The sequence below is a fragment of the Vibrio orientalis CIP 102891 = ATCC 33934 genome, assembly GCF_000176235.1.
Lineage (GTDB): Bacteria > Pseudomonadota > Gammaproteobacteria > Enterobacterales > Vibrionaceae > Vibrio > Vibrio orientalis.
The window spans coordinates 38,369-63,716 of sequence record NZ_ACZV01000002.1 but is presented as its reverse complement, the minus strand read 5'-3'; the positions used below and the strand labels follow the sequence as shown (position 1 = coordinate 63,716).

Genomic DNA, 25,348 nt, shown 5'->3' with positions numbered 1-25,348 from the left:
GATTCTGTAACATCTACCGAAAACATCGCCTGTATAGGCTAATTTACATAGAATTCAAACGGATAAGAGGTTGTTAACAAGGGAAAAAGAGAGATTTCAACCCACTAAAAAAAGTGAATTGATCGCGCCATGCCACTTAATATCTAATCTATCAGCAAATCAGCGACTCCATTTCCCTAACTGATCCACACCGCGATGTGCTTGGTTGGAGTGTAAACCTGATTGTGCAGTGGTCAATGACAAGTGATTGAAACTTCTAAGAGCAAAGCCTCAGGGTAATGCTCTTATTATTATAAATAAGCCAACAAAAAAGCGATGCCTTTGCACCGCTTTGATTTACGACTAACTCCTATTTACTCAACGGTTACCGCTTTGGCTAAATTACGAGGTTGATCGACATCCGTCCCTTTGATTAAAGCGACATAGTAAGATAGCAACTGCATTGGAATCGTATAGTAGATAGGTGCAGTTATATCACTCACATGCGGCATAGTGATGATTTTCATTGTTTCATCCGCTTGAAAACCCGCTTCCGCATCAGCAAACACATAAAGCAAACCGCCACGAGCGCGTACTTCTTCTACGTTAGATTTCAACTTTTCTAATAGCTCATTGCTCGGTGCGACAACCACGACTGGCATGTCTGCATCAATCAATGCCAGAGGACCGTGTTTCAATTCACCGGCAGCGTAGGCTTCAGCGTGAATGTATGAAATCTCTTTTAGCTTGAGTGACGCTTCCATCGCAATTGGATAGAACTCGCCGCGACCAAGGAATAAAGTGTGGTGTTTATCGGCAAAATCTGTCGCGAGTTCTTCAATTTCTTTTTCAAAAGATAAAGCTGCATTAATTTGCTTCGGTAGCGCGTGAAGTGCTTCCACAATCTCTTGCTCTTTCTCTTTGCTGATACGGCTTTGTTGTTTACCTAGTGCTGTTACTAGCATAAGAAGTGCAGAAAGCTGAGTCGTGAACGCTTTCGTTGACGCCACACCGATCTCCACCCCAGCGCGAGTCATAAAGGCAAAGTCCGACTCACGAACCAACGAAGAGCCCGCCACGTTACAAATTGTCATGGCCGCCATGTAGCCTTTCTCTTTGGCTAGGCGAAGGGCCGCTAAAGTATCCGCCGTTTCACCAGACTGAGACAGAGTAATAAGCAGGCTGTTTGGACGCGTGACGAACTTGCGGTAACGGAACTCAGAAGCAATTTCTACATCACAGCTCACACCTGCAATGTCTTCGAACCAGTAACGCGCGGTCATACCGGCATTGTAAGAGGTACCACATGCTACGATCTGTACGTGTTCAACCTTGCTTAGAATTTCTGCGGCATTCACGCCAATAGCTTCCGTCACAACAGAATCTGCCGTAATACGGCCTTCCATTGTGTTGATTAATGCGGTTGGTTGCTCGTAGATCTCTTTCTGCATAAAGTGGCGGTATTGGCCTTTATCACCCGCATCATGCTCAGCGTTTGATTCAGTAATTTCACGTTCAACACGCTCACCTGTCGCATCAAATACCGTCACTTCGCGACGGGTAACCTCTGCCACATCACCTTCTTCTAAATACATAAAGCGGCGAGTTACGTTAAGCAGAGCTAATTGGTCAGAAGCAAGGAAATTTTCTCCGACACCGAAACCAATCACAATTGGGCTACCAGAACGGGCAACGACGATGCGCGAAGGATCTTTACGATCTAGCGCAACGGTACCGTATGCACCCTCAAGCTGCTGAGCGGTTTTCTGGAATGCTTCAACTAGAGTTTCAGACGTACGCAGTTCCCACTCAACTAGGTGAGCAATGACTTCTGTATCCGTTTGAGACTGAAATACGTAACCGCGTGATTTGAGAAGTTCACGGAGCTCTTCATGGTTCTCAATGATGCCATTGTGCACAACGGCAATATCACCAGACATGTGTGGGTGAGCATTCGCTTCAGAAGGTTCACCGTGTGTTGCCCAACGCGTATGAGCGATACCAGTTCCGCCAAGCACATTCGCTTGTTCGACAGCATCAGCAAGCTCTTGAACTTTGCCCAAACGACGCACACGGGTTAAGTTTGACTCGCCATCAACAACGGCAACCCCCGCAGAGTCATAACCGCGGTACTCTAAGCGACGTAGACCTTCGACTAAAATTTCTGCTACATCACGCTGTGCTACCGCACCAACAATTCCACACATGTTTTACTCCATTTCTCAATTCCGACTGGCAGCAAGCAAAGGCCATATTCGGTAAGTTTTTAAATTCGTTTATCTGTTTATGCGCAAATTACTTTGATGCCATGAGATTCGATTTTTTGTTTGTACTCAGGCTCTAAGTCTTTATTTGTAATTAAGATATCGATCGCGTCCCAGGCAAGTTCTAGGTTTGGGATCTTTCGAGCGATTTTTTCTGACTCCACCATCACAATCACTTCACGTGACACTTCCGCCATGACTTTGCTAAGGCCAACTAACTCATTAAAGGTAGTGGTACCTCGGTCTAAATCGACCCCATCGGCGCCAATAAATAATTGGTCAAAGTCATATGATCGTAGAACAGATTCAGCAACTTGCCCTTGGAAAGACTCAGAATGTGCATCCCAAGTCCCCCCTGTCATTAATAACGTAGGTTCACTTTCTAGCTCATTAAGGGCATTAGCGACATTGAGTGAATTAGTCATCACAACCAGTCCATTCATGCCATCAAGCTGTTTAATCAATGCCCCGGTTGTACTACCACTATCAATAACAATTCGATTATGTTCACGAATCAATTTGGCAGCAGCTTGTGCCAGCTCATTCTTTCGAATCGAAACATTTTCACTCATTTCGTCACTCACCACTTCTTTGGGTAGTGCGATTGCACCTCCATAACGGCGAAGCAACTGGCCATTTTTTTCAAGAGAGGCAAGATCCTTTCTAATCGTGACCTCAGATGTTTCAAACTGAGCAGACAGAGCCTCAACGCTCACCTCACCTTGCTCGTTGACTAGGTTGGATATAGTGTGTCTTCTTAGCTGAGTGTTTCGTTTCGACATTTAATTAACACTTTAAAGTTTCGAACTGAAAGTTATTATAGTCAAGTCGAAACTTTTAAGTCCATTTATTTCGATCCAAAAAATTAATAAATAGCGATAAAACCTTGTCCTAAGACAAATGTTAAGCAGTGATATTGAAATGATTCGGTGGTAGAATTCGCAACCGAAAAGAAAAAAAATTACAGAATTGACCGTTATTTTTTTGCAACCTAGCGTCTATATCCTAGTTTTGTCACACAAATACGGCATTAAATCCCAATAAGTTGGTCATAAAATGACTAAACTTATGAAAGACTTTCAGTTCTGGAGCTAACAACACAACTGGCTATTTTTATAAGTTGGCAGGCACAAAATGCCTAAAAATAGCTTTGGCTTCAGACCAATAACCGACTTTCAAATTGTAACTATTATCGACCGGAGAGTATCTTCCATGAAAAAGACCAAAATCGTATGTACGATTGGCCCTAAAACTGAATCTGTAGAGAAGCTAACTGAACTAGTAAATGCAGGCATGAACGTAATGCGCCTGAACTTCTCTCACGGTGACTATGAAGAGCACGGCACTCGTATCGCGAACTTCCGTAAAGTTATGGAAGAGTCTGGTAAGCAACTAGCTATCCTACTAGATACTAAAGGTCCAGAAATCCGCACTATCAAACTAGAGAACGGCGACGACGTTGATCTAGTAGCGGGCCAAGAGTTCACTTTCACAACTGACACAACAGTTGTTGGTAACAAAGACAAAGTTGCAGTAACTTACGCTGGTTTTGCTGCTGACCTAAACGCTGGTAACACTATCCTTGTAGATGACGGCCTAATCGAAATGGAAGTTATCTCTACAACTGACGCTGAAGTTAAGTGTAAAGTACTTAACAACGGTGCACTTGGCGAAAACAAAGGTGTTAACCTACCAGGCGTTTCTGTAAACCTACCTGCTCTATCTGAAAAAGATAAGAACGACCTTAAATTTGGTTGTGAGCAAGGCGTTGACTTCGTTGCAGCATCTTTCATCCGTAAAGCATCTGACGTTCAAGAAATCCGTGAAGTTCTAACTGCAAACGGCGGCGAGAACATCCACATCATTTCTAAGATCGAAAACCAAGAAGGTGTTGATAACTTCGACGAGATCCTAGAGCTTTCTGACGGCATCATGGTTGCTCGTGGTGACCTAGGTGTTGAAATCCCTGCTGAAGAAGTAATCTTCGCGCAGAAGATGATGATCGAGAAGTGTAACCGCGCACGTAAGATGGTTATCACAGCAACTCAAATGCTTGATTCTATGATCAACAACCCACGCCCTACTCGTGCTGAAGCTGGCGACGTTGCTAACGCAGTAATGGACGGTACTGATGCTGTAATGCTTTCTGGTGAAACAGCGAAAGGTAAATACCCTGTTGAAGCAGTAACTATCATGGCTCAAATCGCGAACCGCACTGATTCAGCTCTTAAAGCTGAACTAGGTTCTCGTCTAGACAGCCCACGCCTACGTATCACTGAAGCGGTATGTAAAGGTGCAGTAGACACAGCTGAAAAACTAGCTGCTCCACTGATTGTTGTTGCAACTGAAGGCGGTAAGTCTGCACGTTCGGTACGTAAATACTTCCCAACTGCAAACATCATTGCACTAACAACTAACACTAAGACTGCTGCACAGCTAGTTCTTACTAAAGGTGTGACTCCAGTGGTTGTTGATTCAATCGAAAGCACTGACGCATTCTACGTAGCGGGTAAAGAAATCGCTCTAGAATCTGGCCTTGGTAACAAGGGTGACATCGTAGTTATGGTTTCTGGTGCACTAGTTGCTTCAGGCACAACAAACACTGCGTCTGTACACGTTCTATAATTAATTAGAGTAAATTACTCAATTAAATAAAAAGAGGGCTTATGCCCTCTTTTTTTGTATTTCTTTCTTGCTCACATATTCAGTACGCTGTATTATCAATATCGACCACGGTATCTCATACCGTTAAATTTATATCGATTTTATATCGCCAATCTCTGTGCGCAAATGAGGAACGCAACGTGTCAAGTCCAACGTTAACTGACAAAGTATCCAGAATGATCCAGCAAGATATTTTGAATGGAGTGCTTCTACCTGGTCAAAAGCTTGTTGTGGCCGATTTGAAACAGAGATACGCGGTTGGCGCTTCACCGATTCGTGAGGCCTTAGTACAACTTTCTTGGACAAAATACGTTTGCCTTGAGCCACAAAAAGGATGCTGGGTTGCACCAGTCTCGATTGGCGAATTAACCGATCTTTACGATAGTTTAAGATTCGTTGCATCCGCACTGATTAAACAAGCGATTACAGCTGGTGACGAAAGTTGGGAGCTTGAACTACTCACCTCATTCCATAAATTATCACGTATCAAGCTATCTCAAGAAGACGTTGGCTGGGCAGAATGGGAAGAGCGTCAGCATCAGTTCCATATCTCTCTACTTGAAGGCGCCGTCTCTAAAAACATGCTGAACTTCTTTAACGACCTGATAAACCAAGCGAAGCGCTACCGTTACTACGCAGCTGTGAATGGTTTAGATAATAGCGCGATTAACTTAGATGAATACGAGATAATCATGAAGTTAGCCCTGGCTAAAGATGCAGAAAAAGCAGCCGAGAGATTGGATATTCACCTCAATCGAACTAAAGAGCAGATCCAACAGATAATAGAATCGGCAGCGTAAAGATAACAAACAAAAAATCGAGCTTGATGCTCGATTTTTTCTATCTATGTCTACTCAACCAAGGTTTAATCTAACTTGTAAATCACATCGACGCGGTCACGAATCACAATACTTGAATCTTGGTAACTGTTTGATTCTGTTCTTGCGTCCATCGCCATCGAGCGCATCAAAATTGGCTGACTCCCCGACATATTGTAGTCGATACGCCACACGCCATTAATCTCTTTACCGAACCCTTTAGCGAGGGACTCCGCTTTGCTATTTGCGTCTTTAATCGCTTCCATACGCGCTTGTTGCTGATACGTCGCTTGGTCTTTTACCTTCAACTGAATATTGTCGACCTGATTAATGCCTGAATTCAGTGCTAGGTCTAAATAACGATTGAGATCAGCGAGATCGTCAACCGTCACGGTAATGCTGCGTGATGCTCGGTAGCCAACAAGCTCAGGTTTGCCTTCCTTTGGATAGTGGTATTGCGGTGTTATGTAGAGGTTTGAGCTAGCGATATCTCCGCTCGCAACACCTTCATTATTTAGAGCCTTTAAAAATGCCGTAACACTGTCGTCCACTGATTGCTTCGCCTGTTCAGCGGTCATGGTTGAGTCGACAACTTTAACTGAGAATTGCGCCATATCTGGCTTAGCTACAACTTCTCCATACCCTGTTGTCGAGAGATGCGGGAAGTCCGGGCTAGACGCCAAAGAGACGAAACTTATCGCAGAGAGTGACAGCGCTGCTGCAACTTTAGAAAACACGTTCATACTTCATCACCATTTTGAATGCACTTGTTACATCATAGGTAGCGATTAAATTTAGGCCAGAGAGTAGCTCAAGTTCTGACAAAGAATTAACCTCAGGCCCTAACTTGATCACTACTTCGGAAGTAACTCTTTGGTGTGATTAATGATTGCCTGCGTAATCTCACTGAGTAGACGAGTTTCAAGTTGCCAATGATGCCAATAAATTCGAAAACTCATAAAAAAGTCCGGCATCAAATCCACCAATTTACCCGATGCAAGTTCAGCCTCTATTTGTAGCTTTGGAATCAAACAATAGGCACAGCCCATCAAAGCAAGGTTAACAAACGCTTCCGAGCTTGCCACATGGTGGTGCGTCACCGAATCAGATGAAATATTAAAATGCAGTTTGAGGAAGTCTCGATGCAACTGATCATATTGGTCAAATGAGACAGCTGGCGCTTGTAGTAGAGCCTCTCGATTCACACCATTTGGGAAATAAGTGGCGGCAAACTCCGGACTGGCGACACAAACGTAATCCATTCTACCTAAGTAATTCGCTTCACAGCCGGCCATAGCCTTGGGTTCCATACTTAATGCCCCAATCACTTCGCCATTCTTTAACTTATCTAGAGTGCGACCTTCACCGTACACGGCTAAGTTAAGCTCAATGTCTCTCGACTTCATCACGGGGGCTAATGCTGGAAGTAGCCAAGTGGCTAAACTGTCCGCATTGGTTGCAATCGCGGCTCGTTGCACTTTAGCGACTCTATTGCCATCTAGTTCAGGGATAAATTCACTCTCTAGTAATTGCACCTGCTGGTACAAAGCCAGGAGTTTTTGTCCAACCGGCGTCGGTTTAGGCGGCTGTTCTCTGACTAAAACAGGCTGAGCCAAAAACTTCTCTAACTGCTTCACTCGTTGTGAAACCGCCGATTGAGACACGAATAAAGCTTCAGCTGCACGCTCGAAATTACCATAACTCACCACTGCTTCTAACGCTTCTATCCAACGATAATCTAAGCCTCGCATAACTCCCTCCCCCCTGGGTATTAGAGTTACTTATATAACATAAATAATATTAAATATACTTATATGGCTAGCTTGCTTATCTTTGTCGCCATCAACAAATAATATGGAGACTTAGCCATGAACCTCTGGCTTCTACTGCAAGGTTTCGGCCTTGGCGCGAGTATGATCATTCCTATTGGCGCACAGAACGCCTATGTTTTGAATCAAGGCATCAAACGCCAGCATCACTTAACGACCGCTACTATATGCAGCGTCCTCGACATTGTATTTATCTCACTGGGTATCTTTGGGGGTGGAGCTTTGCTGGCGCAAAATGACACCCTATTATTTCTGGTCACCCTAGGAGGGATCGCTTTCTTGTCCGTCTATGGTTTGCTCTCTCTCAAAAGTGCTTTCTATACACACAAAGACGAAGATGCAATCCAACATACGCAGCGAGGAAAAAGAGCCGTCATCCTTGGGGCACTGGCTGTTACTGTGCTTAACCCACACCTTTATCTTGATACTGTGGTGATTCTCGGCTCGATAGGTGGTCAATTTGAAGGAGAAGATCGCATGGCATTTGCTGTGGGGACGATGTTGGCTTCTCTGGTCTGGTTCTTTGCCCTTTCAATCGGAGCTGCAAAACTTGGCCCAGTGTTGTCACAACCGCGAGTGAAGCAAGGTATTGATATCGCTGTTGCCGTTATGATGTTTGTGATTGCAGCCATTTTGGCAAACGAGCTACTTAATCAATTCATCTAGGTGTCCCATGGATAAACTCGAAACGATTTACCAATTTAACAAAGGGTTACTACAAAGGTTGTCCATTGACTATCAAGAGTGGCAGCACGAACCGATTCTCGACTTTATCACTGACGAAAAAGTTGCCAAGCAGCTAGGTTGGACAGGTACACACAGTAAAAGCCTGTTCTTAAAGCTCAAAGGAGCAGGATACGCCCTGCTATTAACCGATAAAGACAGTCGACTAGACGCTAAGAGTATTAAGGCGATAACGGGCAAGCGACCGTCAATTGTCGATGATAATGAGATGACTAAAGCGATAGGCTGCATGCCGGGAGCGGTATGTCCATTTGGCTTACCAAGTCATATTCCAATCATCGTTGACCGTGGCCTACTTAGCGTAAAGGAGCTGCTATACACTCCAGGTAAGCCCGACGTCACGATTGGCTTACCAAGCTCACGTTTAATGGACATCCTACACGCATTGGAAAACCCTATTATTGAGATGTAAAAAAGCGAGGCTCTAGGGCCTCGCTTTTTAATCGTCAGTATCGCTTAAATTAAGCTTCTACTTTGTTCAAGTGAACATCCATTTGTGGGAATGGAATTTCAATACCAGCTTCATCAAGCGCTTCTTTAATTGCTTGAGTTGAGTCGAAGTATACATCCCAGTAGTCCGCAGTCTTACACCAAGGGCGAACAACAAAGTTCACTGAAGAGTCAGCAAGAGCCAGTACACCGATTTGGATATCTGGATCTTTCAGGATACGCTCATCTTTTTCTAGCGCTTCACGAATCACTTTCTTCGTTTGCTTAAGATCTGCACCGTATGAAACACCAATCACAAGGTCAACACGACGCGTTGCATGACGTGAGTAGTTAGTAATTGGGCTACCGATAACGCCTGAGTTTGGTACTACTACCATTTTGTTATCCGGTGTTTTCAGTACAGTTTGGAAAATCTGAATCGCTTCTACGCTACCTGCTACACCACCGATCTCAACATAGTCACCAGACTTAAATGGACGGAACGCAACAATCAGTACACCCGCTGCAAAGTTAGATAGTGAACCTTGTAGAGCAAGGCCAACAGCAAGACCAGCTGCACCGATTACCGCAACGACAGAAGCCGTTTGAACGCCAACACGACCTAAAGCTGCAATTAGAACGATAACGAACAGTAGGTAACGAACTAGACCATGAACAAACTCAACAACCGCTTTGTCCATGTCTTTCTTTTCTAATACTTTAGAAACACTGTTCGCTACTGCTTTTACGATAATGTTACCGATAAACAGGATCAGAACCGCTGAGATGATATTTACACCGTACTGAACCAGTAAATCAGAATTATTTGTTAGCCATTTTTCTGCGTGGCTTAAGCCATCAACTAGGGGAGTTTCAATTCCCGTAGATTCACCTGCCATATTTATATCCTCTAAAATCTATGAACCAAACTGCTTTCAATTACTAATTAACAACGACATCCCTATACATTCACTAAAGTAATGTCAGTTTTTTGGCACGATATCTCAGTTTTGACCATTCTCAAAGTCAAGTTTTTGCAAAGAGAGCAAAAACAAAGGTTTATCAGAAAACTCTGATATCGGCTTGTTACAGACTACGCAAAGCCATTACATTTCACCAGAGTTTTTGTTCGCATAGTCGCCTTAAAATCATGATGTATCAGATATAAAAAAGCCCGCTCCAATGAGCGGGCTTTTAAACAATCAGTTGAGACGAATTATAGAACGTCTACTGCATTTAGGTCAGCGAATGCTTTCTCAAGACGAGTAACCATAGAAGCTTGACCAGCACGTAGCCATACGCGTGGATCGTAGTACTTCTTGTTTGGCGCAGCTTCGCCAGTTGGGTTACCGATTTGGCCTTGTAGGTAATCAAAGTTTTCAGCAGAGTACTGACGGATACCGTCCCAAGTTGCCCACTGTGTATCAGTATCGATGTTCATTTTGATAACACCGTAGCCGATAGACTCTTGAATTTCTTCTTCAGAAGAACCTGAACCACCGTGGAACACGAAGTTTAGAGCGTTAGGTGCGATACCGAACTTCTCTGCACAGTATGCTTGAGAATCACGTAGGATAGTTGGAGTAAGTACAACGTTACCAGCTTGGTAAACACCGTGCACGTTACCGAAAGATGCCGCGATAGTGAAACGTGGGCTAACAGCCATTAGTTTCTCGTAAGCGTATGCAACGTCTTCTGGAGAAGTGTAAAGCTCAGATGCGTCCATATCAGAGTTATCTACGCCGTCTTCTTCACCACCAGTACAACCAAGTTCGATCTCGATTGTCATGTTCATTTTAGCCATGCGCTCTAGGTACTTAGCACATGTTTCGATGTTCTCTTCTAGAGACTCTTCAGAAAGGTCTAGCATGTGAGAAGAGAATAGAGGCTTACCAGTTTGAGCGAAGAACTCTTCACCAGCGTCTAGTAGACCGTCGATCCATGGAAGAAGTTTCTTAGCAGCGTGGTCAGTGTGTAGGATAACTGGAACACCGTAAGCTTCAGCTACAGCGTGAACGTATTTAGCACCAGCTACAGCACCAAGGATTTGAGCACCTTGACCTTCAAGTTTAACGCCTTTACCAGCGAAGAAAGCTGCACCGCCGTTAGAGAACTGAACAACAACAGGAGATTTAACTTTCGCTGCTGCTTCTAGTACTGCGTTTACAGAGTCAGTACCAACAACGTTTACTGCTGGAAGTGCAAATTTGTTCTCTTTTGCTACTTCAAATACTTTCTGTACGTCGTCGCCAGAGATAACACCTGGTTTTACGAAATCGAAGATCTTAGACATGGATTTAATCCTATTTATCTGTCGTTTTAAAAATAAAACTTGTTAAGTTTAAATTCTTGCAAACGTTTGCTCACAACTCAGGCTATTCTAGCAAAAAAGTGTGATGTGCAGCAAACAAGAAAGCGGGAGATTAACTCTCCCGCTTTCACTTAATTACTTAGCGCGCTCTTCAAGCATTGCTACAGCTGGAAGCACTTTACCTTCAACAAACTCAAGGAATGCACCACCACCAGTAGAGATGTAAGATACGTCAGCTTTAATACCGAACTTGTCGATAGCTGCTAGCGTGTCACCACCACCGGCTACAGAGAAACCTGCAGATTCAGCGATTGCTTTAGAGATACCCGCTGTACCCGCTTCGAAGTTCTTGAATTCGAATACGCCTACAGGGCCGTTCCAAAGGATAGTTTTCGCGTTACCGATGATTTCAGCTAGAGCTGCAGTTGAATCTGGACCTAGGTCGAAGATCATGTCGTCATCTTGAACTTCAGAAACATGTTTGATTTCCGCTTCTGCGTTTTCATCAAATGCTTTTGCACATGCAACGTCAGTTGCTACTGGGATTGAACACTCTTTCATTAGTTTCTGAGCAGTTTCAACTAGGTCTGCTTCGTATAGAGACTTACCTACGTTGTGGCCTTCAGCTGCGATGAACGTGTTAGCGATACCACCACCAACAACAAGTTGGTCAGCGATTTTAGATAGTGACTCTAGAACCGTTAGTTTAGTAGAAACTTTAGAACCACCAACGATAGCAACCAGTGGACGCTGTGGGTTGTCCATTGCTTTACCTAGCGCTTCAAGTTCAGCAGCCAGTAGAGGACCAGCACACGCAACAGGTGCGTTCATACCAACACCATGAGTAGACGCTTGTGCACGGTGAGCTGTACCGAATGCGTCCATTACGAAGATGTCACATAGCGCAGCGTACTTCTTAGAAAGCTCTTCTTCGTTCTTCTTCTCGCCTTTGTTAAAGCGAACGTTTTCAAGAACAACAAGCTCACCAGTGTTTAGCTCTAGGCCATCTAGGTAATCTTTTGCTAGTTTAACTTCGCAATCTAGTGCGTCGTTTAGGTAGTTAACTACAGGTTGTAGAGAGAACTCTTCTGCGTATTCACCTTCAGTCGGGCGACCTAGGTGAGAAGTAACCATAACTTTAGCGCCTGCTTCTAGACAGTGCTTGATCGTTGGTAGAGATGCTAGGATACGTGCATCAGAAGTCACTTTGCCTTCTTTTACTGGTACGTTTAGGTCCGCACGGATAAATACACGTTTACCTGCTAGTTCCAGGTCAGTCATCTTGATTACAGACATGATGTGTCCTCTCAAATATTCAATAAGTAAAGTTTTTCAGTAGCCCGGCAACCCTGCCAGACCTATAAATTCTTCAAACTGGTTTTGATATGGAGTCGTTGATTATTTATTTCAAGTACAAAAATAAATATTTCTCCACCGCTGCATTACGACTTATTTTGCAGCTTGCATTGCGAGCGCCGTATCCAGCATGCGGTTCGCAAAGCCCCATTCGTTGTCACACCAAACAAGCATTTTAACTAAGTGCCCATTACTCACTCGTGTCTGTGTACCATCGACAATCGCGCTATGGGGATCATGATTAAAGTCGATAGAAACGAGCGGCGCTTCAGTATAGTCAACAATGCCCTGTAATGTACACTGAGATGCGTTAACAATGGTTTGATTTACGTCATTAACTTTCACATTTGTATTAATTGTGACACTTAAATCCATCGCAGTGACGTTAACAGTCGGTACTCGTACTGAAATCGCCTCAAATTTGTTAGAAAATTTCGGGAAGATTCTTTCAATACCCTTATGCAACTTAGTGTCCACTGGGATAATGGATTGGCTCGCTGCGCGAGTACGTCTTAAGTCAGAATGGTAAGCGTCAATGACCTGTTGATCATTCATTGATGAGTGGATGGTGGTAATGGTGCCTGATTCGATTTCAAAAGCGTCATCAAGAGCTTTAATGATAGGGACAATACAGTTAGTGGTACACGAACCATTTGAAACCACGTTGTGTTCTGCTTTTAACGTGTCATGGTTAACACCATAGATGATGGTGTTATCTAAATCGCTCGCTCCAGGATGAGAGAACAACACCTTCTTTGCTCCAGCCTTAATATGTTCCTGACCGTCAGCCTGAGAGCCAAAGACCCCCGTACAATCTAGAACTAAGTCGACCTCAAGATCTCGCCATGGCAGAAGTTCGATATCACTCAGGTGCAGAATGCGGATTGAGTCAAACTCCCCCGTCCCCTCATAAGGTGCATCATGGTGAACATAGATATGCTCTTGGTCATTGGAAATCTTCTTACCAAAACGCCCATGACTGGTGTCATACTGAAGTAAATGAGCCATTGCATCTGGCTGGGCCAACTCATTGACCGCGACAACTTTGATCTGTTGGCTTTTGCCACTTTCATATACTGCACGCAGTACATTACGACCGATACGTCCAAATCCATTGATCGCAACTTTTAGCATGATTCCATCGCCCTACATGATTTTCGTGTCACAAATAGTAACCGATAGCCATCCAAAGCGCATTAAATTCGTGATATGTACCGAAGTGTTAATTTTATAAAACTTGATTGATATTCGAATGATATGCATCATGGAAAGATAGATAAGTTATTTTCTGTTGGCTGTTTCTTTTCTAGTTTCATCAACCAAAGGAAATGACTATGTCTGGTTACCCAGCTACCCACTTTTGTAAGCAATGTTCGCAAGAAACGCCTCATAGCGAAATCTTAGTGAGAAAAACGAGCAGCTACGACACTGATCGTTCGTTACTTGGAAGAGTTAAGCTGATGGCTCACACCTTTATCAATGGTGGACATTACTACGACATGGATCGATACGTGACGTGTAAAGTATGTGGTCGCAAAGAAAAAGATAACTGGGGTAATGAGTTTGAATAAACTTTAAACTCACTGAAGCCAATATAAAAAAACCGAGCCAAATGGCTCGGTTTTCTCATTTTATATTCAAAATAATTGAAGTTGCAGCTAGGCAACAAGTAAGTTCATCCCTATGAGCATAGAGGCTCTATGTGATTAGGGGGAACTTACGCTGTTAACAACGCTGCAGCTTCAAGTCTGAAGAATATTAAGCAAGCAATTCTTTCGCTGTGCCTACTACGTTTTCAGTTGTGAAACCAAACATCTTGAATAGCTCACCTGCTGGAGCAGATTCACCGAACGTTGTCATACCGATGATCTTGCCACCAAAGCCAACGTACTTGTACCAGAAGTCAGCGATACCCGCTTCAACTGCGATACGAGCCGTTACGTCAGATGGTAGAACTGCTTCGCGGTATTCTGCATCTTGCTTGTCGAACGCATCAGTTGCAGGCATAGAGACTACGCGCACTTTCTTACCTTCAGCCGTTAGTTCAGCAGCAGCGTTCACCGCTAGTTCAACTTCAGAACCTGTTGCGATAAGGATAAGCTCTGGCTTACCTACACAATCTTTCAGGATGTAACCACCCTTCGCGATGTTAGCTACTTGCTCTTCGCTACGTTCTTGCTGTGCAAGGTTTTGACGAGAGAAGATAAGAGAAGTAGGGCCATCTTTGCGCTCGATTGCTAGTTTCCAAGCCACTGCCGACTCAACTTGGTCACATGGACGCCATGTGCTCATGTTTGGTGTTAGACGTAGAGAAGCGATCTGCTCAACCGGTTGGTGAGTAGGGCCATCTTCGCCAAGACCGATAGAGTCGTGCGTGTAAACCTGAATGTTCTGAACTTTCATCAGTGCAGCCATACGCATTGCGTTACGAGCGTACTCCATGAACATTAGGAAAGTTGCACCGTATGGTACGAAACCACCGTGTAGTGCAATACCGTTCATGATTGCTGTCATACCGAATTCACGTACACCGTAATGGATGTAGTTACCCGATGCATCTTCAGCTGACACTGACTTAGAACCAGACCACATGGTTAGGTTAGAAGGTGCTAGGTCAGCAGAACCGCCTAGGAATTCAGGTAGCATCGCACCGAACGCTTCTAGTGCGTTTTGAGACGCTTTACGTGATGCAATGTTTGCTGGGTTCGCTTGAAGGTCAGCAATGATTGCGCTTGCTTTCTCTTCCCACTGTGCTGGTAGTTCACCGTTTAGACGACGCTTAAGTTCTGCCGCTTCTGCAGGGTAAGCTGCCGCGTATGCGTCAAACTTAGCATTCCACGCTGCTTCTTTTGCTGCGCCAGCTTCTTTTGCATCCCACTGTGCATATACATCAGCAGGAATTTCAAATGGACCGTGTTCCCAACCAAGTTGCTTACGAGTCGCTGCAATTTCTTCAGCGCCTAGTGGAGCACCGTGACAGTCGTGTGAACCAGACTTATTAGGTGAACCAAAACCGATGATAGTTTTAGTACAGATAAGCGTTGGGCGAGGATCTGCTTGCGCCGCGATAATTGCTGCATTAATTGCTTCAGAATCGTGACCGTCTACTGCAGGGATTACGTGCCAACCGTAAGCTTCAAAACGCTTAGGTGTGTCATCCGAGAACCAACCTTCAACTTCACCATCGATAGAGATACCGTTGTCATCCCAGAAAGCGATTAGCTTGCCAAGGCCTAATGTACCCGCTAGAGAACATGCTTCGTGAGAGATACCTTCCATCAGACAGCCATCACCCATAAATGCATAAGTGAAGTGGTCTACGATGTCATGACCTTCTTTATTGAACTGCGCAGCTAGAGTCTTCTCAGCTAACGCCATACCTACAGCGTTAGTGATACCCTGACCTAGAGGACCTGTTGTTGTTTCAACACCTGGTGCATAGCCGTACTCAGGGTGACCTGGAGTTTTAGAGTGAAGCTGACGGAAGTTTTTCAGATCGTCAATCGATAGCTCGTAACCTGCCAAATGCAGTAGAGAGTAAATCAGCATTGAACCATGGCCGTTAGACAAAACAAAACGGTCGCGGTCAGCCCACTCTGGGTTAGCTGGGTTGTGGTTTAGGTGAGAGCGCCAAAGAACTTCAGCGATGTCAGCCATACCCATAGGTGCACCTGGGTGACCAGAGTTAGCTTGTTGTACACCATCCATACTTAGAGCACGGATTGCGTTGGCGAGATGTTGACGAGAAGACATGTCAGCTCCTGAATGCATTAAGCGAATCAAATAAGTGTGTGAATAATAATTCTCTCAAAGCACTTGTGGCACTGCAAACGTTTTCCAAGCCAAAAGTTCACAATTTTCTGAGATTTCATTCCCTTTACCACCAAGTTATCTATATTTAAGCTCAGCCAAGCAAACGTTTAGTTATGATTTATTAGAAAAAAGAGCTTGTAATTCGAGCATTCAAAATTAGAATAGACGTCTAGATGTAGATACACCTACAGTTTTTAATATTATTTAATAGTGATGAGTTAATTAAACTGGTCACTCTCAATCGATAAAGTGGAGCTCACATGGCTAAGCACCTGTTCACTTCTGAGTCAGTATCAGAAGGCCATCCAGATAAAATTGCAGACCAAATTTCTGATGCAGTACTTGATGCGATTCTAGAACAAGACCCAAAGGCACGTGTTGCGTGTGAAACTTACGTAAAAACCGGCATGGTAATGGTTGGTGGTGAAGTCACAACGTCAGCATGGGTTGATATCGAAGAGATCACTCGTGAGACGGTACGTGAAATTGGTTACGTTCACTCTGACATGGGCTTTGATGCTAATTCTTGTGCAGTTCTAAACACTATCGGTAAGCAGTCTCCTGACATCAACCAAGGCGTTGACAAAGCAGACCCTAAAGATCAGGGTGCTGGCGACCAAGGCATCATGTTTGGTTACGCAACTAACGAAACTGAAATTCTAATGCCTGCACCAATTACTTACTCACACCGTCTTGTTGAAAAGCAAGCTGAAGTGCGTAAAAGCGGCAAGTTAGATTTCCTTCGTCCAGATGCTAAATCTCAGGTAACTTTCCAGTACGACCAAGGTAAGATTGTTGGTATCGATGCGGTTGTTCTTTCAACTCAGCACTGTGATTCAATCTCTACTCCAGATCTACGTGAAGCAGTAATGGAAGAGATCATCAAACCAGTACTGCCTTCAGAGTGGATTAACAAAGAGACTAACTTCTTCATCAACCCAACTGGCCGTTTCGTAATCGGTGGTCCAATGGGTGACTGTGGTCTTACAGGCCGTAAAATCATCGTAGATACCTACGGCGGCGCAGCTCGTCACGGCGGCGGCGCTTTCTCTGGTAAAGATCCATCAAAAGTAGACCGCTCTGCTGCATACGCAGCACGTTACGTAGCGAAAAACATCGTAGCAGCTGGTATGGCTGACCGTTGTGAAATCCAACTTTCTTACGCAATCGGTGTAGCTGATCCAACGTCTATCATGGTTGAAACGTTTGGTACTGAAAAAGTATCTCACGACATCATCGTAGAAGCTGTTCGCCAGAACTTCGACCTACGCCCATACGGTCTACAAGAAATGCTCAACCTGCTTCAGCCTATCTATAAGAAGACGGCAGCATACGGTCACTTCGGCCGCGAAGAGTTCCCATGGGAAGCAACAGACAAAGCAGCAATTCTTGCAGAGTTTGCTGGTCTTAAGTAATTAGAATTTAAGAAATAATAGAATTTAAGAGGGCTTTTGGGTAACCAAAGGCCCTTTTTCTTTAGGGATAAATTTATGGCGTAAAGTTGTATTTTTTTGCCATGGGGTCAATAGTTAAAAATATGTTAACGAGCAATTTCAGCGATTGAAACCTCGTTAGCGTTAACTGATGCGCCGCTTACATCCCAGACGTCGCCAAGCCGGGCATCGAGTTTCCAACGCTAAATTTGCCAACGAATTTAGTCTACGTAGAGAATCGATCAAGGAGGATGTATGCCTCGTACGGTGAATCCAGACGACTTTAAAGATAAACAGAAAGAAGTCCCAGACTCGGAATACGCTCGCACGATTCCGTGTAATCAACTCAGTATTTCAGCACCATTCCACTGGCTGTCTCTTGGCCTGCATGACTTTGTCAGAATGCCCTTAATCAGTGCCTTCTATGGGTTATGCTTTATGGCAGCAGCAATCGGTATTGTGCTCCTCGTTCAATGGCAAGGCACTCACCTTGTGGTGATGCCAAGTCTAGTGGTCTATATGCTCATTGGGCCTTTCCTTGCTTTGGGCTTATATGATGCTGCTTGGGAACGAGAAAAAGGCCATAGCGCTAGCTTGCTCCACTCAATGAAAGCCATTAGCCGCAACTCCACCTCCCAGTGGGCGTTTGCTGTGCTGTTAGCGGTGTGTATGATTTTCTGGATGCGTATTGCCGCGCTACTTCACGCCCTCTACCCTTCAGTACAAGGGGCGCCACTGACAGAATTTATGCCTTTCCTCGTCATAGGTTCATTGGTTGGCTTCGTCCTTGCCTGCGTGGTGTTTAGTATTTCGGCTTTCTCTATTCCAGCGATGATGGAACGCCGCGTCGATATGATGACTGCCGTGTTCACCAGCTTTAACGCGGTTAAGTCCAACATCCCTGCAATGATTGTTTGGGCTGCATTGATTTGTGGCGGTATTTTGGTTGGCTTTGCCACTTACGGTATTGGCATGCTATTTACTATGCCAATTCTTGGTTATGGTACTTGGCACGCTTACCACGAAACCATCAAGAAGAAACATCACCCTTAACAAGCTAAGCCATTTCGATCTATGATGCGCCCCAGCCATTTGAGCTGGGGCTTTTATTTAGGAGTGGTTGTGGATTCAGAACTCAATTATCGTGCACATAAAGTGATTGCTGATTGCATCCAGCAGGCTCAGCTCGCGTTCAAACGCACCTTCCCTCAACCAAAACTAAACTACAAGCTACGCGGTAAAGCAGCAGGTAAAGCTTATCTGCAGCTAAACGAAATTCGCTTGAACCCAACGCTATTTCAAGAAAACCAACAAGCTTTCCTTACTGACGTTATTCCTCATGAAGTTGCTCACCTGATTACCTATCAGGTCTATGGCCGTGTTAGGCCACATGGAAAAGAGTGGCAAGGCGTGATGGAAGCGGTCTTTAAGGTAGCCGCAAAAACAACTCATAGCTTTGAAGTTACTTCCGTACAAGGGAAAACGTTTGAATATCTTTGCGCCTGCACAAGCTATCCACTGTCTATTCGTCGCCATAATAAAGTAGTGCGAAACCAAGCCAGTTACCGCTGCCAACAGTGCCAACAGACGTTAAGCTTCACCGGCAAACAGCTTACTTAATTAAGAAAATTCTCAGCAATAATCCCCATAATTGCGTGTTAGACTGTAATTCATACTACTTTTCTAATGCGGAATTCCATGAAAAGAACCCTATTTTTCAGTCTATTATTTACATTTTTCACTATTGCTAGCCATGCTGCCCCGCCTTCCTCTTTCTCCAAAGCAAAAAAAGAAGCAGTAAAGATTTACGCCGATCACCCAACCAGTTTTTACTGCGGCTGCGATATAAAATGGCAAGGGCGCAAAGGAACACCTGACTTAGACTCGTGTGGTTACCAAGTCCGTAAGCAACAAAAACGCGCATCTCGTATTGAATGGGAACATGTCGTCCCAGCATGGCAATTTGGCCACCAGCGCCAATGTTGGCAGACTGGCGGACGCAAGAACTGCACTAAGAAGGATAAGACCTTCCGCCTGATGGAAGCAGATCTGCATAACCTAACCCCTGCAATTGGTGAAGTGAATGGCGATCGCTCTAACTACAACTTCAGCCAGTGGAACGGAGTGGATGGCGTCAGCTACGGACGCTGCGAAATGCAGGTTAACTTTAAGCAGCGCAAGGTTATGCCGCCCGATAGAGCAAAAGGCTCGATTGCGCGAACTTACCTTTACATGAGTCAAGAGTACGGCTTTAAATTGTCCAAGCAGCAAACCCAGTTAATGACAGCATGGAACACGCAGTTCCCAGTGGATAAGTGGGAATGCAAACGTGAAGAGCGTATCTTCAAAATCCAAGGTAATCACAATCCATTTGTTTACCAAGCTTGCCAGGCGCTCTAGCTCTCTCCGTGTAATGAAATTGAGAGTTTCCAGTAATTAATTGGAAACTCTCGCTGCCCCTTGTTTTTTCACCTAAAAGCATCCATGTTAGAGGTTATCTCAAAACCTCTTGCTGGAAATCGAAACACAATGCGAATCCCACGAATTTACCACCCAGAAGCCATTAATCAGTTAGGCTCTCTCATGCTAAGCGATGATGCTGCAGGCCACATTGGCCGTGTATTGCGCATGAAAGAGGGACAAGAAGTACTGCTGTTTGACGGCAGTGGCGCTGAGTTCCCAGCAGAGATCGCTAGCGTTTCAAAAAAGAACGTTGAAGTGAGCATTATCCAACGTGTCGAGCGCAGCTCAGAATCACCACTCGACCTTCACTTAGGCCAAGTTGTTTCTCGTGGCGATAAGATGGAATTTACCATCCAAAAATCGGTAGAACTCGGTGTAAACACCATTACTCCACTGATTTCAGAGCGTTGTGGCGTGAAACTCGATCAAAAACGTTTCGAGAAAAAACTCGCCCAATGGCAAAAAATCGCCATCAGTGCTTGTGAGCAATGTGGCCGTAACACGGTTCCAGAAATCCGCCCTATCATGCAATTAGAAGAGTGGTGTGGTGAGGAGTATGACGGCCTAAAACTCAACCTCCACCCACGCGCAAAATACTCGATCAACACCCTACCAACACCGGTAGAAAAAGTGCGTCTGTTGATTGGCCCTGAAGGTGGCTTATCAGCAGAAGAGATCGGCATGACGGAAAACTACAAATTTGAAGAGACGCTACTCGGCCCACGTGTACTACGTACCGAAACTGCGGCTCTGACTGCAATTACAGCCCTGCAAGTTCGTTTCGGCGATCTTGGTTAAACGGAGAACAATATGATCAAATTAGGTATCGTAATGGACCCTATCGCGTCCATTAACATCAAGAAAGACTCTAGCTTTGCCATGATGCTTGAAGCGCAGCGCCGCGGCTACCAAATCCACTACATGGAAATGGACGACCTTCATCTAGACCAAGGTGTTGCGGTTGCTGACACTAAAGTGGTTGAACTTAAAGAAGACCCAAATGGCTGGTATGAGTTCAAATCTGAGCAAACTATCGAGCTTTCACAGCTAGATGCAGTACTGATGCGTAAAGATCCTCCGTTTGATACTGAGTACATCTATGCAACTTACATCCTAGAGCGTGCTGAAGAACAAGGCACACTGATCGTCAACAAGCCACAAAGCCTACGTGATTGTAACGAGAAGCTGTTCACGGCTTGGTTCCCTGAACTCACACCGACCACGATCGTGACGCGTAAAGCCGAGAAAATTAAACAGTTCCGCGAAAAACATGGTGATGTCATCCTGAAACCTCTCGATGGCATGGGTGGCGCTTCTATTTTCCGCGTAAAAGAAGGCGATCCAAACGTATCTGTGATTATCGAGACCCTGACTAACCATGGTCAGAACTACGCAATGGCACAGACTTTTGTCCCTGATATCAGCAACGGTGACAAGCGTATCTTGGTTGTTGATGGTGAGCCAATGCCATATTGCCTTGCACGTATTCCAGCAAAAGGTGAAACACGTGGCAACCTTGCAGCCGGTGGTACGGGTGAAGCACGTCCACTTAGTGAAACAGATAAAAAGATCGCAGAGGCAGTAGCGCCTACACTTAAAGAAAAAGGGCTTATCTTTGTTGGTCTAGATGTGATTGGCGATAAGCTAACTGAGATCAACGTAACGAGCCCGACTTGTATTCGTGAAATCGAAGCAGCTTTTGATGTCTCTATTACTGGCAAACTTATGGACGCAATTGAGCGTCGCCTAGAAGAATCAAAATAATTTGCCATGCTAATCATAGGGCGGTCATTGATCGCCCAGTTTTGAGTTGGAGTGACTATGAACTTAACCAACCATTTTTTAGTGGCAATGCCGGGGATGAAAGACCCATACTTTCAGCGCAGCGTTATCTATGTCTGTGAGCATAATGAAGATGGTGCAATGGGATTGATGATCAATGCACCGATTGATATCACCATTGGTAAGATGCTTGAAAAAGTCGATGTTCAGGCCTCTCAGCCAAAACTGCAAACAGAGAGCTTAGACAAGCCGGTTCTCAATGGAGGGCCCGTTTCAGAAGATCGTGGCTTTATTCTCCACCAGCCGAAAGATAGCTATGAATCGAGTATAAGAATGAGCGATTACCTTTCGGTGACAACATCGAAAGACATCCTCAGTGTATTAGGTACCGAGGCAGAACCTAATCATTATCTTGTAGCACTGGGTTATTCAGGCTGGGAAGCAGGACAACTTGAGATCGAACTGTCAGAGAACTCCTGGTTAACCGTTGAAGCTGACCCTAACGTGATGTTTGATACCCCAATTAGCGAACGCTGGCAAAAAGCAGTGCAAATGTTGGGTATTGATGTGGCTCAGCTTTCAAGTGACATCGGCCACGCTTAACCTCATTCGTAAAGAGTAATTATGTCTAGAACTATTATGGCCTTTGATTTTGGCACCAAAAGTATCGGTAGTGCTATTGGCCAAGAGATTACTGGCACCGCTTCACCGCTCAAAGCGTTCAAAGCTAATGACGGCATTCCAAACTGGGATGATATCGAGAAACAAATTAAAGAGTGGCAGCCTGACTTAGTGGTGGTTGGACTGCCTACCGACCTGCATGGCCGCGATTTAGAGACCATTACCCCAAGAGCTAAAAAGTTTGCTAACCGACTTCATGGCCGTTTTGGTGTCGCTGTCGAACTGCACGATGAACGTCTGTCGACCACCGAAGCGCGAGCAGACCTATTTGCGATGGGTGGCTATAAAGCACTGAGCAAAGGTAATGTCGATTGCCAATCAGCGGTCGTGATTCTTGAAAGCTGGTTTGAAGCTCAATACGGCGACTAGCGAGCAGTGAAAATAACAAAAGGGTTGATGTGTAAGCATCAACCCTTTTTATTTCAAACCGTTAAACCGTCATCCTCAAGATGAGGAACGAACGAGTTGGGGATCTTTTACAGCAAGTAGAAAATCTTTAGAGATTCCCGACTCTCTCCTTCGTCGTTCTATGGAATGACGCAACACTTCCTGCGTCACTCCATGCAACAATACTGCGGATTTACAAGACATGCTCCGAACATGAAGAGGATATTAGTCCATATCGATCTTAACGTTAGCTAAATTGCCAGAGGAGGAACTGTCGCCTCGCTGCGTTTTCAGCATTAGGCGCAAATCATTAGCTGAATCAGCACTGTGCAATGCATCTTCTTCGTTGATTTTGTCATCCATAACCAACTGATATAGCGCTTGGTCGAAGGTCTGCATCCCCACTTGCTTTGACTTGGCCATCGTTGCTTTGAGCTCATGTAGGTCACCGCGACGAATTAGATCCGATACGCGTGGACTATTAAGCAGCACTTCAAATACCCCATGACGCCCTTGACCATTCTTGTCACGAATCAATTGCTGGGCAATCACACCACGTAAGTTCATCGACAAATCAAACAAGAACTGCTCTTTTTGATCTTTCGGTACTAGGTGCAATATACGTTCTAGCGCTTGGTTGGCGTTATTAGCGTGCAGGGTTGCCATACACAGATGACCTGTCTCTGCAAAGCTCATGGCATATTCCATGGTTTCACGCGAACGAATTTCGCCAATCAAAATCATATCTGGCGCTTGGCGCAATGAGTTCTTTAACGCAACCTCGTAGCTTTCGGTATCAAGCCCAACTTCTCGCTGAGTAACAATGCAGCGTTGATGCTCATGAACAAACTCAATCGGGTCTTCAACCGTCAAGATATGCCCCGTGCGATGGGTATTGCGATAGCCAGTCATCGCCGCCATAGTGGTCGACTTACCAGAGCCTGTCGCCCCCACGACTAGCACTAAGCCGCGTTTCGCAATCGAGAGATCTTGCAGTACATCGGGCAACTTAAGCTCTTCGAAGGTCGGAATCTTAGTTTCAATACGACGAATTACAGCACCAGGCATTTCGCGCTGGTAAAAGGCTGATACCCTAAATCGACCAAAGTGGCGCACAATCGCGAAGTTGGCTTCTTTACTCGCATGAAACTCATGCAGACGATCATGGTCCATCATAGTTTCAAGCAGTGAGGTCACCACCGCACGCGAAAGCTTTTCACCCTGTGCACGTAACTCACCATCAACGCGATAAAGAATCGGTGCACCGACGGTGATATAAAGATCAGAAGACTTCTGGTTAATCATCTCCTGCAAAAAAGCATCAATATCCATTATTCTGCTCCGCCTAATTAGAACATCGACGTTTCAAGTTCAATTTTCTTCGCTACCTCAGCTTGGTCAACCAAGCCTTGAGCAACCAACTGCTTAGCATTTTGCTCCATCGTTTGCATTCCATGAGCCGCACCGGTTTGAATCACCGAGGCCATTTGAGCCACCTTATCTTCACGAATTAGGTTTCGAATCGCTGGAGTCGCCATCATGATCTCATGGCAAGCAACACGGCCGCCTCCAATACGCTTTAACAGCTTTTGTGCGATAACCGAGCGTAATGACTCTGAAAGCATTGAGCGCACCATCTCTTTATCGCTACCTGGGAATACATCTATAATACGGTCGATGGTTTTCGCTGCGCTACTGGTGTGCAAGGTACCAAACACTAAGTGGCCGGTCTCCGCGGCGGTAAGGGCTAAACTTATGGTCTCTTGGTCACGCAACTCACCGACCAAGATCACGTCAGGATCTTCACGTAGTGCGCTGCGCAATGCATTTTTAAAACTATGAGTATCGCGGTGAACCTCACGCTGATTGATCAAGCATTTGTTATTGTCATGGACAAACTCGATCGGGTCCTCAATGGTCAAGATATGTTTGTTATGGTTACGGTTAATATGATCAACCATCGCCGCTAGCGTGGTCGACTTACCCGAACCTGTTGGGCCCGTTACTAGTACCAATCCTTTCTCCATATCGGAGATACTTTCAAAGATCTTCGGCGCGGATAACTGTTCTAAAGTTGGGATCTCAGTTGGGATGGTGCGAAATACCGCCGCGCAGCCACGAGTTTGGTTAAAAGCATTGACACGAAAGCGACCAACGTTGGGCAGTTCAAATGAAAAATCGACTTCTAAGCGCTCTTCGAACTCACTGCGCTGGGCATCATTCATGATTTCAAACACTAATCGATGTACATCAGCATGGCTAAAAGCTGGGACACCAAGCTTTCTTACTTCACCATCAATCCTTACCATTGGAGATACTCCAGCAGAAAGATGTAGATCTGACGCATTATGCTTTACACTAAAATCCAGTAATTCAGCGATATCCATTTAAAATC

General features: G+C 44.9%; 24 protein-coding genes. 13 read left to right on the top strand and 11 right to left on the bottom strand.

Annotated features, from left to right (window positions below; genetic code table 11):
* Positions 1–353: 353 nt before the first annotated feature.
* On the bottom strand, positions 354–2,186 hold the full coding sequence (gene glmS, locus VIA_RS01175; RefSeq protein WP_004409916.1) for a glutamine--fructose-6-phosphate transaminase (isomerizing): 1,833 nt from the start codon (positions 2,184–2,186) through the stop codon (positions 354–356).
* Between the two features lie 77 nt (positions 2,187–2,263).
* Positions 2,264–3,025, bottom strand: a complete 762-nt coding sequence (locus VIA_RS01170) for a DeoR/GlpR family DNA-binding transcription regulator (RefSeq protein ID WP_004409912.1) — start codon at positions 3,023–3,025, stop codon at positions 2,264–2,266.
* 430 nt (positions 3,026–3,455) lie between these two features.
* Here VIA_RS01170 and pykF point away from each other — a divergent pair, with 430 nt between their 5' ends.
* The gene (gene pykF / locus VIA_RS01165) at positions 3,456–4,868 is read left to right on the top strand and encodes a pyruvate kinase PykF (RefSeq protein ID WP_004409910.1); all 1,413 of its coding nucleotides are present in this window, start codon (positions 3,456–3,458) and stop codon (positions 4,866–4,868) included.
* Between the two features lie 179 nt (positions 4,869–5,047).
* Entirely contained in the window at positions 5,048–5,707 is a 660-nt protein-coding gene (locus VIA_RS01160) for a GntR family transcriptional regulator (protein WP_071816267.1), read from the top strand.
* Between the two features lie 65 nt (positions 5,708–5,772).
* Here VIA_RS01160 and VIA_RS01155 read toward each other — a convergent pair whose 3' ends face one another.
* Positions 5,773–6,468, bottom strand: a complete 696-nt coding sequence (locus VIA_RS01155) for an oxidative stress defense protein (RefSeq protein ID WP_004409908.1) — start codon at positions 6,466–6,468, stop codon at positions 5,773–5,775.
* 111 nt (positions 6,469–6,579) lie between these two features.
* Positions 6,580–7,476 (bottom strand): LysR family transcriptional regulator ArgP, encoded by an 897-nt coding sequence (locus tag VIA_RS01150; RefSeq protein WP_004409903.1) that lies wholly within the window; start codon positions 7,474–7,476, stop codon positions 6,580–6,582.
* Positions 7,477–7,593: 117 nt separating this feature from the next.
* Between VIA_RS01150 and VIA_RS01145 the strand changes: the two genes are divergently transcribed.
* Positions 7,594–8,220, top strand: a complete 627-nt coding sequence (locus tag VIA_RS01145) for a LysE/ArgO family amino acid transporter (protein WP_004409902.1) — start codon at positions 7,594–7,596, stop codon at positions 8,218–8,220.
* Positions 8,221–8,227: 7 nt separating this feature from the next.
* On the top strand, positions 8,228–8,710 hold the full coding sequence (locus VIA_RS01140; RefSeq protein ID WP_004409899.1) for a YbaK/EbsC family protein: 483 nt from the start codon (positions 8,228–8,230) through the stop codon (positions 8,708–8,710).
* Positions 8,711–8,759: 49 nt separating this feature from the next.
* Here VIA_RS01140 and mscS read toward each other — a convergent pair whose 3' ends face one another.
* The 4 genes from mscS to epd form a co-directional block, all read right to left on the bottom strand.
* The gene (mscS, locus tag VIA_RS01135; protein WP_004409893.1) at positions 8,760–9,626 is read right to left on the bottom strand and encodes a small-conductance mechanosensitive channel MscS; all 867 of its coding nucleotides are present in this window, start codon (positions 9,624–9,626) and stop codon (positions 8,760–8,762) included.
* Positions 9,627–9,943: 317 nt separating this feature from the next.
* The gene (fbaA, locus tag VIA_RS01130) at positions 9,944–11,020 is read right to left on the bottom strand and encodes a class II fructose-bisphosphate aldolase (protein WP_004409892.1); all 1,077 of its coding nucleotides are present in this window, start codon (positions 11,018–11,020) and stop codon (positions 9,944–9,946) included.
* Positions 11,021–11,173: 153 nt separating this feature from the next.
* The gene (locus VIA_RS01125) at positions 11,174–12,334 is read right to left on the bottom strand and encodes a phosphoglycerate kinase (RefSeq protein WP_004409891.1); all 1,161 of its coding nucleotides are present in this window, start codon (positions 12,332–12,334) and stop codon (positions 11,174–11,176) included.
* A gap of 153 nt (positions 12,335–12,487) precedes the next feature.
* The gene (gene epd, locus VIA_RS01120) at positions 12,488–13,528 is read right to left on the bottom strand and encodes an erythrose-4-phosphate dehydrogenase (RefSeq protein WP_004409890.1); all 1,041 of its coding nucleotides are present in this window, start codon (positions 13,526–13,528) and stop codon (positions 12,488–12,490) included.
* A gap of 200 nt (positions 13,529–13,728) precedes the next feature.
* Here epd and VIA_RS01115 point away from each other — a divergent pair, with 200 nt between their 5' ends.
* Positions 13,729–13,965, top strand: a complete 237-nt coding sequence (locus VIA_RS01115; protein WP_004409886.1) for a hypothetical protein — start codon at positions 13,729–13,731, stop codon at positions 13,963–13,965.
* A gap of 187 nt (positions 13,966–14,152) precedes the next feature.
* Here VIA_RS01115 and tkt read toward each other — a convergent pair whose 3' ends face one another.
* On the bottom strand, positions 14,153–16,147 hold the full coding sequence (gene tkt / locus VIA_RS01110) for a transketolase (protein ID WP_004409884.1): 1,995 nt from the start codon (positions 16,145–16,147) through the stop codon (positions 14,153–14,155).
* Positions 16,148–16,467: 320 nt separating this feature from the next.
* Between tkt and metK the strand changes: the two genes are divergently transcribed.
* The 8 genes from metK to ruvX all read left to right on the top strand — a co-directional run bounded on the left by metK (position 16,468) and on the right by ruvX (position 22,935).
* Positions 16,468–17,622, top strand: a complete 1,155-nt coding sequence (gene metK, locus VIA_RS01105) for a methionine adenosyltransferase (RefSeq protein ID WP_004409883.1) — start codon at positions 16,468–16,470, stop codon at positions 17,620–17,622.
* A 273-nt stretch (positions 17,623–17,895) separates the two neighbouring features.
* Entirely contained in the window at positions 17,896–18,693 is a 798-nt protein-coding gene (locus VIA_RS01100) for a DUF2189 domain-containing protein (RefSeq protein WP_004409882.1), read from the top strand.
* 69 nt (positions 18,694–18,762) lie between these two features.
* On the top strand, positions 18,763–19,260 hold the full coding sequence (locus VIA_RS01095) for a SprT family zinc-dependent metalloprotease (RefSeq protein WP_004409880.1): 498 nt from the start codon (positions 18,763–18,765) through the stop codon (positions 19,258–19,260).
* Positions 19,261–19,338: 78 nt separating this feature from the next.
* Positions 19,339–20,040, top strand: coding sequence for an endonuclease (locus tag VIA_RS01090; RefSeq protein WP_004409879.1), 702 nt, complete (start codon positions 19,339–19,341; stop codon positions 20,038–20,040).
* Positions 20,041–20,169: 129 nt separating this feature from the next.
* Positions 20,170–20,901, top strand: a complete 732-nt coding sequence (gene rsmE, locus VIA_RS01085; RefSeq protein ID WP_004416716.1) for a 16S rRNA (uracil(1498)-N(3))-methyltransferase — start codon at positions 20,170–20,172, stop codon at positions 20,899–20,901.
* 12 nt (positions 20,902–20,913) lie between these two features.
* A complete protein-coding gene (gshB, locus tag VIA_RS01080; RefSeq protein ID WP_004409871.1) occupies positions 20,914–21,867 on the top strand; it encodes a glutathione synthase in 954 nt (317 codons plus the stop codon).
* Between the two features lie 57 nt (positions 21,868–21,924).
* Positions 21,925–22,488, top strand: coding sequence for a YqgE/AlgH family protein (locus tag VIA_RS01075; protein WP_004409870.1), 564 nt, complete (start codon positions 21,925–21,927; stop codon positions 22,486–22,488).
* Between the two features lie 21 nt (positions 22,489–22,509).
* Positions 22,510–22,935, top strand: a complete 426-nt coding sequence (gene ruvX / locus VIA_RS01070; RefSeq protein ID WP_004409869.1) for a Holliday junction resolvase RuvX — start codon at positions 22,510–22,512, stop codon at positions 22,933–22,935.
* A 243-nt stretch (positions 22,936–23,178) separates the two neighbouring features.
* Here the strand turns inward: ruvX and VIA_RS01065 are convergent, their stop codons facing one another.
* Together VIA_RS01065 and VIA_RS01060 are read right to left on the bottom strand one after the other, a co-directional pair.
* Positions 23,179–24,285 carry a PilT/PilU family type 4a pilus ATPase gene (locus VIA_RS01065; protein ID WP_004409868.1) on the bottom strand — a complete coding sequence of 369 codons (1,107 nt, stop codon included), beginning with the start codon at positions 24,283–24,285 and terminating at the stop codon, positions 23,179–23,181.
* A 17-nt stretch (positions 24,286–24,302) separates the two neighbouring features.
* Complete coding sequence (locus VIA_RS01060) at positions 24,303–25,340, bottom strand: type IV pilus twitching motility protein PilT (RefSeq protein WP_004409866.1); 1,038 nt, start codon at positions 25,338–25,340, stop codon at positions 24,303–24,305.
* Between the last annotated feature and the right edge of the window lie 8 nt (positions 25,341–25,348).

Excerpts from the sequence above, each read along its gene's own strand:
- VIA_RS01075 (WP_004409870.1), top strand. The coding sequence starts at position 21,925 with ATGAACTTAACCAACCATTTTTTAGTGGCAATGCCGGGGATGAAAGAC.
- VIA_RS01140 (WP_004409899.1), top strand. The coding sequence starts at position 8,228 with ATGGATAAACTCGAAACGATTTACCAATTTAACAAAGGGTTACTACAA.
- VIA_RS01115 (WP_004409886.1), top strand. The coding sequence starts at position 13,729 with ATGTCTGGTTACCCAGCTACCCACTTTTGTAAGCAATGTTCGCAAGAA.
- VIA_RS01155 (WP_004409908.1), bottom strand. The coding sequence starts at position 6,468 with ATGAACGTGTTTTCTAAAGTTGCAGCAGCGCTGTCACTCTCTGCGATA.
- epd (WP_004409890.1), bottom strand. The coding sequence starts at position 13,528 with ATGCTAAAAGTTGCGATCAATGGATTTGGACGTATCGGTCGTAATGTA.
- metK (WP_004409883.1), top strand. The coding sequence starts at position 16,468 with ATGGCTAAGCACCTGTTCACTTCTGAGTCAGTATCAGAAGGCCATCCA.
- VIA_RS01065 (WP_004409868.1), bottom strand. The coding sequence starts at position 24,285 with ATGGATATTGATGCTTTTTTGCAGGAGATGATTAACCAGAAGTCTTCT.
- pykF (WP_004409910.1), top strand. The coding sequence starts at position 3,456 with ATGAAAAAGACCAAAATCGTATGTACGATTGGCCCTAAAACTGAATCT.
- VIA_RS01060 (WP_004409866.1), bottom strand. The coding sequence starts at position 25,340 with ATGGATATCGCTGAATTACTGGATTTTAGTGTAAAGCATAATGCGTCA.
- rsmE (WP_004416716.1), top strand. The coding sequence starts at position 20,170 with ATGCGAATCCCACGAATTTACCACCCAGAAGCCATTAATCAGTTAGGC.
- glmS (WP_004409916.1), bottom strand. The coding sequence starts at position 2,186 with ATGTGTGGAATTGTTGGTGCGGTAGCACAGCGTGATGTAGCAGAAATT.
- fbaA (WP_004409892.1), bottom strand. The coding sequence starts at position 11,020 with ATGTCTAAGATCTTCGATTTCGTAAAACCAGGTGTTATCTCTGGCGAC.
- tkt (WP_004409884.1), bottom strand. The coding sequence starts at position 16,147 with ATGTCTTCTCGTCAACATCTCGCCAACGCAATCCGTGCTCTAAGTATG.
- VIA_RS01150 (WP_004409903.1), bottom strand. The coding sequence starts at position 7,476 with ATGCGAGGCTTAGATTATCGTTGGATAGAAGCGTTAGAAGCAGTGGTG.
- gshB (WP_004409871.1), top strand. The coding sequence starts at position 20,914 with ATGATCAAATTAGGTATCGTAATGGACCCTATCGCGTCCATTAACATC.
- mscS (WP_004409893.1), bottom strand. The coding sequence starts at position 9,626 with ATGGCAGGTGAATCTACGGGAATTGAAACTCCCCTAGTTGATGGCTTA.
- VIA_RS01170 (WP_004409912.1), bottom strand. The coding sequence starts at position 3,025 with ATGTCGAAACGAAACACTCAGCTAAGAAGACACACTATATCCAACCTA.
- VIA_RS01145 (WP_004409902.1), top strand. The coding sequence starts at position 7,594 with ATGAACCTCTGGCTTCTACTGCAAGGTTTCGGCCTTGGCGCGAGTATG.
- ruvX (WP_004409869.1), top strand. The coding sequence starts at position 22,510 with ATGTCTAGAACTATTATGGCCTTTGATTTTGGCACCAAAAGTATCGGT.
- VIA_RS01125 (WP_004409891.1), bottom strand. The coding sequence starts at position 12,334 with ATGTCTGTAATCAAGATGACTGACCTGGAACTAGCAGGTAAACGTGTA.
- VIA_RS01090 (WP_004409879.1), top strand. The coding sequence starts at position 19,339 with ATGAAAAGAACCCTATTTTTCAGTCTATTATTTACATTTTTCACTATT.
- VIA_RS01100 (WP_004409882.1), top strand. The coding sequence starts at position 17,896 with ATGCCTCGTACGGTGAATCCAGACGACTTTAAAGATAAACAGAAAGAA.